The sequence below is a fragment of the Caballeronia arationis genome (assembly GCF_001544975.2).
Lineage (GTDB): Bacteria > Pseudomonadota > Gammaproteobacteria > Burkholderiales > Burkholderiaceae > Caballeronia > Caballeronia arationis.
In genome coordinates, this window is the sequence record NZ_FCOG02000045.1 from 40,758 (window position 1) to 52,452 (window position 11,695).

The following is an 11,695-nucleotide window of genomic DNA, read 5'->3' on the forward strand; positions in this document are numbered from 1 at the left end:
ACCTTCCTGGTTTCATCGGCGCGGGCAGGCGAGATGCCCGGCCGACCATGCAACGGCGACGCCTGCGCTGGCCGCTGGCCTTCGAGCGCTCGATCGCGCTGATCGTCTTCTGTCTGCTCTGGGAACTGCTGCCGCGACTCGGCATCGTCAGCCCGGCGTATCTGAGTCCGCCGTCGCAGGTCGCGCTCGCCATCGCCCATCTCGTCGACAGCGGCGAGGTCTGGAAGCACCTGGGCGCCAGCGCCTTGCGCTCGATCAGCGGCCTGTTGCTCGCGGTGGCGGGCGGCGTGGTCGGCGGCTTCGCGCTAGGCTGGTTCCGGCGGGCCGAACGCATCGTCGATCCGCTCTATCAACTGCTGCGGCAGGTTTCCGCGTTCGCGCTCTTTCCGGTGTTCATGCTGTTCCTCGGTATCGGCGAGTCGTCGAAGATCGCCATCATTGTGTGGGCCGCGTTCTGGCCGGTGCTGCTCAACACCATTTCGGGCGTCAAGCAGGTCGAGCGCGTGTTCATCGATTGCGCGCGGTCGATGGGCGCCACGCAGGGCTTCATCTTCGCGAAAGTGGTGCTGCCCGCCGCGTTGCCCGAGATCCTGACGGGCATCCGGCTCGCGGGCGCGTACAGCATCACGGCGCTCGTCGCGGCGGAGATGATTGGCGCGCGCTCCGGGCTGGGCTTCTATACGCTCAACTCGCAGGAGACGTTCCAGATTCCAGACATGTATGCGGGCATCGTGCTGCTGGCGCTGTTCGGCTTGTTGATCAACAAGAGCCTTTCGATGCTCGAACGGCGTCTGCTGCGCTGGCGGGTCGGGCTCGCGCAGAATGGCTAGCAGCGGCGTCGCGACGGCGCGCTCGGGCGAGCGGCGCGCGCGCCGGCTGGCGGTCGTCGTGGCGGTTTCGCTCGCAGCCGTTCTGGCTTGTGTGGCCGTGCGGCCGATCGGCCGTTTCGCCGGCGAGCGGCCGTTCGCCGGCGCCGTCGCGCGAGGCGTGCTGGTCGTGGCGGTTCCGTCACGGCCCGCGCCGACACTCACCGTCGGTCGAGTCGATCGCACGGTGCGGGCGCCGGATGGCTATGCCGCGGCGCTCGCGGAGGACATCGGGCGTCGGGCGGGCCTTCCGGTCCGGCTGTTGCTCGCAGATGGAGACGCGGCACGAGCGGCCGTCGGGACAGGCGATGCGGACATGGCGATCGCCGGACTGTCTTTCGCGCCCGACGCATCGGTCGCGTTCGCACCGACCGCTTATACGTCGGGGCGCGGCATGGCGCTCGTTCTGCGGCACGGCGTCGTTCAGGACTGGCGGGACCTGACAGGCCACCCGATTTGCGCATCCCGAGGCAGCCCTTTCGCCGATCACACGGCTCGCCGGTTTGGGGCGAGCGTGCAGGCGTTCGATCGGCCGCTGGATGCGTTGCTGGCGTTCCAGGCGGGCGATTGCGCCGCGCTGATCGACGACGAATACGTGATCCGCAAGCTCTTGAAGCAGCCCGACTGGACGTATTACCGCAGTTTGCCAGGATTCGTTCCGGCGCGACCGGCCTTCATCGCGTCCGCGGGCGGCGATGCGGTGAGCGCGGATTTCATCGAGCGAGTCGTGCAGGGATGGCAGCGGCAACGCTGGCTAAGGACGGTGCGCGAGGATGAAGCCACCCGGCTCGCCTTCGAGATGTTCAACGCCGAGAACGATCTCTACTGCCACTAACGATGCGGTGCAAGAAGGTACGCTTCGGCTTCGCGGGCACGATCCGGCAGTCGACATGACCCGGCAGCGCGGTGAGCCGCCTGCGCGCGTGATCGAGCGGATTGAGGAAGTTTCTGAGCGTCTGGGTTGTGGGGCGATCGTTCCGTCTGACGGTCGATGCACCGTCGGGCGAGCGCGGGCGACAACTGGCCCACTGCGAGCAGGGCGGGGACGACCGACAGGCTCCGCTAACCCGACGCGGGCAGGCTCGCGAGCGCGTGGCGCATGCCGGGAAGTCGCGCCTGAACGCGTCGAACGTGCTGTTGCCCCATAACGCACGCTCGATGGCGAGCGCCCGGCGCCGACGTTCGGTCGCCGCTTTAGCCTCCGATTCGACGATTTCGCCGCGCGCGACGAAAACGGTTCGTGTCCAGCGGCCGTGCGGATGCACTGTGCGCCGAACCATCCCGCGTCGGTCGAGCGCTCGGTCAGTACGACATGCTGCAACCGGTCGGGCAGCAGCGGATCGAGTGGAACGGCGATGTCCGGAAGTTTGCTGCGAGACGGCGCTCCATAGACGTCTTCAACGCTGAAGCGGCCCAGCAAACCTGCTTCCAGCTCCAAACCATTTCGTTGCATACCGGACCCATTTCATCGGCTTGCTGGATCCGTCCACTTCCGCATCTTGCGCGTTGTCTTCCGAAGGCATCGGCATGCCATCATCGGTCGCGTTCTCCGCGGATTTTCTGCGTTGTCTGCTTTCTGCGAGTTCTTCCGCATTGACCTGGTCATCAATCATGATGCACTCCTATTGTAATATGAGCTGAATCGCCAACAGGGCGGATGACGCCGCCTTATAGCCGAGAGTCCGGACACCACCGCGGAACGAGCGTAGTAGTGTCCGTGCTGGTAACACCTGCCGCGACATCGATGTTCTTCCCCATCGTCCATGTCAAGCGCGCGTAACTCCGATGTTCTGACCGTTGACGAGCACGTCTTGCGCGCCAAGGTCGTACATCAATTCGACAACCGTCTTCCGCGTGGGGCCTCAGGTCGGTGCAAGCGAATTTTCCCGCACTACTTACACGGGGAAGGCTTCCACGAGACCCGCGGCTGCTGAGTAACCGGCATTCGGCGTGTCAGAGTTTGTTCGCTTGAACCTTGCCGTCCACGATGTCCTTGCCGTATTGCATCGCGAGATCGATCGCGTCTATCGCGGTAGTTGGATGCGCCGTAGCGAACGACATTGCATAGCGTCGGGCCGTGGCCTCGTTGGGCTGAATGGCGCCGATGCGCACGACGGATGAGAACTGCCTCGGACCTTTCGCATACGGGTCGCGGTGAAGCGCGAATTCCTGATGAGAATAAGCACGTAGCTCGTGCTCTTTGTATTCGATACTGGCAATGGTCATGATGGTCAACTCTTAAGCAATGCTGACCGTCACGAAATCTTGCTATCCGGATGTGAAAGAAAGGCGGCCAGGTACATCTGGATTGCTTCACAATGCGCCCAATGTCGTCATAAAGCAAACCAATTCGTTACGTTCTCTCGATGGCAGTGGGCCATGCTGAACGGCGAGTAGCTCAACATTGCTGAGATGTTCGAACTCGGAGCCCGTACGGTACCGTACCGACATTATCCGACTGCCCGAGCACCGTGGTAATGGATTCCGCAAGTACCCGTCGAAGGGTGCCCGAGACGCCCCGCGCAGCCCACACGTCGTCGACCGCTCGCGTCACCGCATGCTCTTCCGACAAGGTGCAGCAACGGTGTCTACCAGCAGATCCGCCTAGTTGTCGCCGCCATGCTCTACCCAGCGACTCCCTCGCGCTGCAAGGCAGCGTCGCATTTTTACGCGAGGGGTCCGCGGCCGGGGTTTCGAGCCAATCGTTCGCGAACTGACCTCGCCGAGGGCCCGGCTGAGCCGGACGATTTTTGATAGAGATTGGTGGGCGGAACCGAATGTCCGGAACTTGCTGCATGCTCGCGGAAAAGGAAACGAAAAATGTCACTCATAGAATCGATTGTCCACGAATCACCTGTTTTCCCCCCACCCACTCAAATGGTGGCTCGGGCAGAGATATCAGGAATGGACGCTTACCGGTCGCTGGTGGACGAGGCCGAGCGCGACTATGAGGGCTTCTGGGGGCGCCTCGCACGCGAGACGCTGGCGTGGAAGAAGCCATTCTCGTCCATCCTCGGTGAAACGAACGCACCGTTCTACACATGGTTCGAAGACGGAGAACTGAACGCGTCGTACAACTGCCTCGACCGTCACGTTGAAGCGGGCAACGGCGATTGTACGGCGGTGATCTTTGAGGCGGACGACGGCACGGTCACCCATGTCACCTACCGCGACCTGCTGCAACGTGTATGCCGCTGCGCAAACGCGCTAAGAAGGCGCGGTGTGAAGAAAAGCGATCGTGTCGTGATCTATATGCCGATGTCGATCGAAGGCATTGTTGCAATGCAGGCCTGCGCGCGTATCGGAGCCACGCATTCGGTTGTGTTCGGGGGCTTCTCGTCGAAGTCGCTGAACGAGCGGATGGTCGACGTCGGCGCAACGGCGCTGTTTACTTGCGACGAGCAGATGCGCGGCGGCAAGGCGCTGCCGCTGAAGAGCATCGCCGACGAGGCGTTGGCCGCGGGCGGCTGTGAAGCCGTTTCCAGCGTGATCGTGTACAAACGTACCGGAGGTGAGGTGCAATGGAACCCCGATCGGGATCTGTGGCTGCATGAGATCACCGAATGCGAAGCCGACAACTGCGAGCCCGAATGGGTCGGGGCGGAGCATCCGCTTTTTATCCTGTACACGTCCGGTTCGACCGGAACGCCGAAGGGCGTGCAGCACAGCACCGGAGGCTTTCTGCTCTGGGCTGCGCAGACGATGAAGTGGACGTTCGACTGGAAGCCATCGGACGTATTCTGGTGTACGGCGGACATCGGCTGGATCACGGGGCACAGCTATATTGCCTATGGTCCGACGGCGATCGGCGCGACGCAGGTTGTGTTCGAGGGCGTTCCGACCTATCCGAATGCGGGCCGCTTCTGGGACATGATCGCGCGCCACAAGGTCACGACCTTCTACACCGCGCCGACGGCCATTCGCTCGCTGATCAAGGTGTCGGAAACTGATCAGAAGGTTCATCCGAAGAGCTTCGATCTGTCGACGCTGCGCATCATCGGGACGGTCGGCGAGCCGATCAATCCGGCCGCATGGATGTGGTACTACGAGAACGTCGGCGGAGGGCGCTGCCCGGTCATCGATACGTGGTGGCAGACGGAAACCGGCGGCCACATGATCGCGCCGTTGCCGGGCGCGACGCCGCTCGTACCCGGGTCGTGCACGCTGCCATTGCCGGGCATCCTGGCCGCCGTGGTCGACGAAACCGGCCAGGACGTGCCGAACGGACAGGGCGGGATTCTGGTCATCAAGCGCCCTTGGCCTTCGATGCTGCGGACAGTGTGGGGCGACCCGGCGCGCTTCAAAAAGGGCTATTTCCCCGAAGATCTCGGCGGCAAGCTATACCTCGCGGGCGACGGTGCGATACGCGACAAGGAGACCGGCTACTTCACGATCACCGGGCGCATCGACGACGTGCTGAATGTGTCCGGGCACCGGCTCGGCACGATGGAGATCGAATCTGCGCTGGTCGCCAACGCGATGGTCGCCGAGGCCGCCGTCGTCGGGCGTCCCGACGAGACGACGGGCGAAGTAGTCGTGGCGTTCGTGGTGCTCAAAGGTCCGCGTCCCGAAGGCGACGCAGCGGAAAAGATCGCGAACGAATTGCGCGCATGGGTCGGCAAGGAAATCGGACCGATCGCAAAGCCCAAAGAAATCCGCTTCGGCGAGAACCTGCCAAAGACACGCTCGGGCAAGATCATGCGCCGATTGTTGCGCTCGCTCGCAGCGGGCGAGGAGATCACGCAGGACGTATCGACCCTCGAAAATCCGGCCATTCTGGGCCAGCTTCGTTGAGCGCGGGAGCGTTCGTCGCGGTGCCACGCAATACCTTCAGGAGTAGAACATGAGCACCGCATCGATTCAGATGAAACTGGCGAATCCGGCACCGCTAGGGCTGGCCGGATTCGCGCTGACCACTTGGCTGTTGAGCATGATCAACGCGGGTTGGTTCTCGGCCGACTCCATGGGACTCGTGCTGGCTTGCGCGCTCGCGTATGGCGGCACGGCGCAAGCGATCGCAGGCGTCATGGAACTGCCGAGAGGCAATACGTTCGGCGCTACGGCGTTCCTGAGTTATGGGGCGTTCTGGTGGTCGCTTGCAATTTTTATCGTGTTCTTTCATGGCAAAGTGCCTGCCGCCTTCATCGGCTGGTATCTGTTCCTTTGGGGCGTCTTCACGTTCTATATGTGGCTCGCCACGTTCCGCTCGCCGCGCGCGCTCCAGTTCATCTTTCTCGCGTTGTGGATCACGTTCCTGCTGCTCGCCGGTGGCGAATGGACGGGCTCGGTGGCGCTGCGCATGGCGGGCGGATACGGAGGTCTCCTCACAGCCGTGCTCGCGTTCTATCTGTCGGCCGCCGATCTCATCAACGAAGTGTACGAGCGGACCGTGTTTCCGATCGGCCAGGCGAGGACGTTCGGCCGGCACGCGGTCACCCTGTAGTGGACGGTGCCACGCTACTCGTTGTTCAGGAACATGTCGAAAGGAGAGTCACCATGGCAACGCCCTTTACACAGATTACCGATTTCAGCAAGATGCTGGAGAGCTTCAAGTTTCCCGGTGTTGATATGACGTCGTTGCTGGAGGCCCGGCACAAGGACGTCGAAGCTCTCGCGGAGGCCAACACGCTCGCGTATGAAGGTATGCAGGCGCTGGTTCGAAAGCAAACCGAAATGCTCAATGCGAGCGCGCATGAGATCCAGGCGGCAGCGGGCCGCATGAGCGGCGACAATCCGACCGACTCGATGGCAAAGCGGGGAGAGTTTATCCAGCAGTCGCTGCAGACGGCGTTCGAGAACATGCGGGAGCTTGCTGAGATGGCGCAGAAGTCGCAGACCGTAGCACTGGCGGCGATCAGCAAGCGCGCCGAGCAGACGATGCGGGAACTCAAGGCGCTGTCGAACCGCACGTAGCCCATAAGGGCTTTACCGGCGACGTAGGGCGCCGTGGCGAGAGCAGAATCAGATGGCCTTTAAATCGGGCAGTAGACGATCGAACTCCCGCTTCACGACGCGATAGCACTCACAGACGCGCTTTTCGAGCCCCGGTCGGTCGAGCACCTGGATGTGTCCATGACCATAGCGAATCAGCCCGGCATCCTGAAGCTTCAGTGCTGCCTCCGTCACACCGGAACGGCGCACGCCGAGCATGTTCGCAATCAGTTCTTGCGTCATCTTCAGTTCGTTGGACGGCAGGCGGTCCATGCTGAGCAGGAGCCACCGGCACAGTTGCTGGTCGATCGAATGGTGCCTGTTGCAAACGGCAGTCTGTGCCATCTGTGTGATCAGGGCCTGTGTATAACGCAGCAGCAGCCTTTGCACCGGGCCGCCGCGGATGAATTCCTGTTTCAGAATCTGCGCATCCAGTTGAAAAGCCGCTCCCGCACTTTGCACTATCGCCCGGCTCGGTGTCGTCTCGCCGCCCATGAAAAGAGCGATGCCGATCAGCCCCTCGTTGCCGACGATCGCGATCTCGGCGGACGCGCCATCTTCCATCACGTAGAGCAAAGATACGATGGATGTCGTAGGGAAATAGACGACGCGCTGGCGGTCGCCCGATTCGTACACGACCTGCCCCAATGGCATGTCGACTTGAGACAGATGCGGCGCCAGGCGTCTCCTTTCCGCTTCGGGTAAAACTGACAGCAGGTGATTGCCGTCGAGAAGTGAGTCGTTAGGCATAGCGGGTCTCCTATTCGCCGGAATCGCGCCAGATCATCAAGTCGGCAGACCGCGGCAATAAACTGCGCCAGCCGGGCTCGCGACCATTCCAGGGAATCGAACAGGCGCACCGCGCGTGATCGATATCTGCTCAAAGTATAGTTCCCGCGCCGCCCGGCGACAGAACGACGCGGCTGGGACGGGCGAGGCCGTGTTCAAGCGGCCACGCGATGCATCGCCGATGGACGTCGGCCCTTACGATAGGGACGCGTCCTGAGCGGGCCGCGGATCAACGCGACTTATGCAATCCACGCAAAGGAGGTTTCGCGGAAATCATGAAGCTGACCGATGGCGCGGGCGTCGATTGCGCGATCGAGGCCGTGGGCTTTCCAGAGACGTTCGAGCTGTGCCAGTCGATCGTGGCGGCCGGCGGCACGATTGCGAACGTCGGCGTGCATGGGGTCAAGGCAGACCTCCATCTCGAAGCGCTCTGGGACCGCAACATCACGATCACGACTCGGCTCATCGATACCGTCAGCACGCCGATGCTACTCAAGACGGTGCGCTCGGGACGTCTTGAGCCAAACAAGCTGATCACGCACCTCTTTCACCTGGACGATATCATGAGCGCCTATGACACGTTTGGCAACGCTGCCGACACTCATGCGTTAAAGGTGATGATTAAGGCGACCGGTTGATTTGTATGCCAAACCATGAGCTTAGGTTCGCGGCAAGTCAGAATGAGCAGAACATCCACTCTGCTGCCCCGCTTCAGGTTGCCGTGAAGGATCGTCTAGAGACAAGTTTTGCGTTGTTCATTGTTGCGCATCTGCCTGGCGGTTCGCCTGCCCGGCCAGGCCTTGGAGAGGATGATGGAAACCATGAAGGCCGGCTCGGCCACCGCTTCGCTCGACATTCCTACGGTCGATCACTTTCGCTTCCATCGTCCTCATTCACATCTTGCATCGGCGTTTGGAAACGATACGTTCGCGCTTAAGGCGGAAGCCTTTGCTCGCTTTTTTGGAACACCCCTTTTTCTCGGCACGCAGACAGCCATCGTCGTTATCTGGATCGGAGTCAACGTCCTCGGCCTTACGAAGTTCGACGTTTATCCATTTATATTGCTCAATCTGGCGTTCAGTCTCCAGGCAGCCTACGCTGCGCCGCTCATCTTGCTTGCGCAGACGCGTCAAGCTGCGCGTGACACCGTGCACGCCGAGGCTGACGCACAACACAGGGAGGCGCTTGCCATTGCGAACGAGCAGCGGCAGGAAATCGCAGCCCAGAACACGGCACAGTTGCTGGAGTTGCTGCAGCGGAATACGGAGCTGACCGAACTTACCCGCAATTTGATTCAGCGGGTCGAGACGCTGACCGCCGAGTTGCACGAGAAGCTCGTACATCGAGGTTCGAAGCCCTAACTCGGAGGATTGCTGGTCGCCCGGGTCGCCGGTCAGGTGCATCGGCGACTGAACAGGCGGGCGCCCACGGGAAAGCCTTCGCAACCGCATGCGTGCCACTTGGAACAAAGGCCGCATGCGTTTGATCCCAGTAGGAGTGCCAGTGCTCGAGAATGCCAACTTTGGAGCCAACTGATAGCGGATAGCCAGCACCGTGACCGTTTCGCTGTCTTCGATTTCGAATCGTGCGACATAGCCGGTGCGCTCGAACGTGATGATTGGTTCTCGAAGGAAGGGCGCGTCGGATCGCGCTTTGCGGCACGTAAACGGTGAACTCCGAAGCGTCGCGAAGCCATCGCGAACCGCCTTGCCGGATGGTTCGGTACGGCTGGTCGAGCCGGATTGGGTTGGTCAACTCGACGGCTTCACGTTGCTGTTCCGTACTCGCGGCACCCGCACTTCCAGGTAGCACTCGTCGGGTAGCCGGACGCGGTTACCCGCGCCCAGCCCCCTAAGAACCGTGCGGGCGCCTTTCAGCGCACACGGCTCAAGCCGCTCAAAGGCATCTTTCGACACCCGGCTATACCACTTCATTTTCGGCTTGCCGCTGATTTCTATAGCAGATGAGATGGTGCATTTGCAGGTTGCTTGCTGCATCCGTCCCGCTATCCGCCCGTTTAACCATGTGGCGAACACCCCACGGCGTATGTTTTGTGATGGGCTTCTGGCAGTCCGGGCACAAGCGATCTTGCCGCTGCCAGACCCGGTATAGCTTCGCGCGTCCCCGCCCCGAGTTCAGCATTTTCTGGCCCCATCGGGTTTCGAAGTACTGTACCCATTGCGGATCGTGCGGATTGGCGGCGGCTGAGATCTTGACATGCCGCTGTATTGCCGTATCGGCCTCTTTGAGCAGGATGCGTTCCCTTTTCGTTCCATCCTCTTGTTCTTCTGTGGCAGCAAATACCCAGTTTCGGTTACCTTGGGTCTTGAAGTACCGTTCCTTAACCCAGCGGGCACCTTTGTTCGGGTGTCTTCTTACCGCCCATTGCCATAGCATTGACCAGACCACGTGATCAACGCGAGCGAAAGCCTTCTTGGCGACCACGTGGCAGTGGTAATTCGCCCATCCGCGCAGAATCGGATTGAGCTGCTTTATCAAGCTGACCTGTGTGGACGTCTTGTTAGCCTCGATGACCTCCCGGATTCTGTCAAGATGCGATTTGACGCTCGCCTTCGACGGTTTCATCAGCAGCTTGCCGTTGTACTTGCGAATGTTCCAGCCGAGAAAGTCAAACCCAACCTCAATATGCGTTATTCGTGTTTTTTCCGGCGATAGGACTAGCCCGCGTTCCGCCAGGAATTCAACTACGGCAGGCTTCACCTCCAGTTCCAGCAACTCCCTGGAGCAGCCAGTGATGATGAAGTCGTCCGCATAACGCACCATGTTTATTTTCAGGCCTTTTTCGGTCCGCTTCGGTCTTGGAAACTTCTCCGCGAGCATCGCTTCGAGACCATCCAATGTCATGTTGGCCGCCACCGGTGAGATAATGCCCCCTTGCGGGGTTCCGGCGTCGGTGGGGAAGAGTTCGTTTTGATACACGTATCCCGCTTTGAGCCACTTCTTGAGAATCGCCTTGTCCGTGGGGATGTTGGCGAGCATCCAGTCGTGGGAAATCGTGTCGAAACAGCCTTTGATGTCGGCCTCCAGCACCCATTCCGCGCTCGCCTTTTTTGCCAGAGAGATGAAACATTGTCCTCCAGCGTCAGCAGTAGAGCGTTCCGGCCTGAATCCATATGAATTCGGATCGGAGGTGGTTTCCGCAATGGGTTCCAACGCCAGCAAATATAACGCTTGCATGGCGCGGCATTTCATCGCGGGTATGCCGAGCGGCCTTGTCTTGCCATTTTTCTTCGGGATAAAAACTCTCCGAAGCGGAAGCGGCGAGTAGCCCCGCCTCTTCAGCGACGCGATCGCGTTGGTCTTTGCCGCCGGTGTTTTCCACGTTACATTGTCGACACCGGCGGTATTCTTGCCGTTATTTTCAGTGACCCGTCTGACGGCCAATGCTTTGCCGCTGAACGAATGAGTCAGCAGCCACTGTAGGGCTTTCGCCTTGTTGTGTCTGCCGCTCTGTATGGCCTTCACAATACGTATTTGCAGCCTGCTTACCTGACGTTGAACCTCGGCCCAATTGATGCCGGTCCATGTCACGTCGGGGGGTGCACACGCCCGCGCTGCAGCATCCATTTGCTTTCCCTCCGTTTAGATGGTTCTACAAACTCTCTTGTGAGGAGAGGCCAGGCGGAAGTCTGCCCGCTTGCGCGTCGGACAATGTCTCAGTCCGTATCCTGCCCATTACAGACAGGCGTTCGCTTCATCCGCGTTCCTTTACCCGCAGCACCAACAGCATTCCTTACGGTTTGCCTGCCGTTATCGGCAGCGCTACGGGCTTACCCTGTTCCGCTTGAATTTCAGAACGAGGCCGACCCTTCCTGTGCGCCGACGGCTTTCTGTCCATGAAGGCCTACAACACGAAGGCCGTTCCTTGCCGCGTACCATTTTGGTTCAAGCCTCTCAGCACATTTGGCTTGTTCTTTCTTAACGGCGCTTTTCAGAAGTTCACATGTGTTGGTCGTACTCGCTCGTCCCTAGATTCCTTGACTGAATTGATCTTGTAGCAGTCGAGTCAAGTTTCTACGCGGCGATTTTGACCTGATCGCACCAGGTGTTAACGGCCTTCTCAGCGGTGCGGAAGCTGCGCTGCAAAG

General features: G+C 60.6%; 10 protein-coding genes and 1 pseudogene. 7 read left to right on the forward strand and 4 right to left on the reverse strand.

What is annotated here, in order from left to right; all coding sequences use genetic code 11:
- Positions 1–47 precede the first annotated feature (47 nt).
- Together AWB81_RS23970 and AWB81_RS23975 are read left to right on the forward strand one after the other, a co-directional pair.
- Positions 48–830: an ABC transporter permease gene (locus tag AWB81_RS23970; RefSeq protein WP_062639036.1), complete on the forward strand. Its 783-nt coding sequence runs from the start codon at positions 48–50 to the stop codon at positions 828–830.
- On the forward strand, positions 823–1,701 hold the full coding sequence (locus AWB81_RS23975) for a type 2 periplasmic-binding domain-containing protein (protein ID WP_062639037.1): 879 nt from the start codon (positions 823–825) through the stop codon (positions 1,699–1,701). Before AWB81_RS23970 ends, AWB81_RS23975 begins: the two co-directional genes overlap by 8 nt.
- Before the next feature lie 562 nt (positions 1,702–2,263).
- Here AWB81_RS23975 and AWB81_RS23980 read toward each other — a convergent pair.
- Positions 2,264–2,479, reverse strand: a complete 216-nt coding sequence (locus AWB81_RS23980; protein ID WP_062639038.1) for a hypothetical protein — start codon at positions 2,477–2,479, stop codon at positions 2,264–2,266.
- A 340-nt stretch (positions 2,480–2,819) separates the two neighbouring features.
- Positions 2,820–3,092 carry a hypothetical protein gene (locus AWB81_RS23985; protein WP_062639049.1) on the reverse strand — a complete coding sequence of 91 codons (273 nt, stop codon included), beginning with the start codon at positions 3,090–3,092 and terminating at the stop codon, positions 2,820–2,822.
- A gap of 594 nt (positions 3,093–3,686) precedes the next feature.
- On the opposite strand from AWB81_RS23985, the gene acs reads away from it, so the two are divergent.
- Genes acs through AWB81_RS24000 form a run of 3 tightly spaced genes read left to right on the forward strand, consistent with a single transcriptional unit; the run spans position 3,687 to position 6,779 of the window.
- Positions 3,687–5,660 (forward strand): acetate--CoA ligase, encoded by a 1,974-nt coding sequence (acs, locus tag AWB81_RS23990; protein ID WP_062639039.1) that lies wholly within the window; start codon positions 3,687–3,689, stop codon positions 5,658–5,660.
- Positions 5,661–5,709: 49 nt separating this feature from the next.
- A complete protein-coding gene (locus tag AWB81_RS23995; RefSeq protein ID WP_200822542.1) occupies positions 5,710–6,309 on the forward strand; it encodes an acetate uptake transporter in 600 nt (199 codons plus the stop codon).
- Positions 6,310–6,362: 53 nt separating this feature from the next.
- Positions 6,363–6,779, forward strand: a complete 417-nt coding sequence (locus AWB81_RS24000; RefSeq protein ID WP_062639040.1) for a phasin family protein — start codon at positions 6,363–6,365, stop codon at positions 6,777–6,779.
- A 48-nt stretch (positions 6,780–6,827) separates the two neighbouring features.
- Here AWB81_RS24000 and AWB81_RS24005 read toward each other — a convergent pair whose 3' ends face one another.
- On the reverse strand, positions 6,828–7,547 hold the full coding sequence (locus AWB81_RS24005; protein ID WP_062639041.1) for a Crp/Fnr family transcriptional regulator: 720 nt from the start codon (positions 7,545–7,547) through the stop codon (positions 6,828–6,830).
- A gap of 305 nt (positions 7,548–7,852) precedes the next feature.
- On the opposite strand from AWB81_RS24005, the pseudogene AWB81_RS24010 reads away from it, so the two are divergent.
- Positions 7,853–8,224 (forward strand): annotated as a pseudogene (locus AWB81_RS24010) (zinc-binding dehydrogenase); the annotation flags it as partial.
- Positions 8,225–8,398: 174 nt separating this feature from the next.
- Complete coding sequence (locus tag AWB81_RS24015; protein WP_062639042.1) at positions 8,399–8,947, forward strand: DUF1003 domain-containing protein; 549 nt, start codon at positions 8,399–8,401, stop codon at positions 8,945–8,947.
- A gap of 559 nt (positions 8,948–9,506) precedes the next feature.
- Here the strand turns inward: AWB81_RS24015 and ltrA are convergent.
- Positions 9,507–11,174: a group II intron reverse transcriptase/maturase gene (ltrA, locus tag AWB81_RS24020; RefSeq protein ID WP_062639043.1), complete on the reverse strand. Its 1,668-nt coding sequence runs from the start codon at positions 11,172–11,174 to the stop codon at positions 9,507–9,509.
- Between the last annotated feature and the right edge of the window lie 521 nt (positions 11,175–11,695).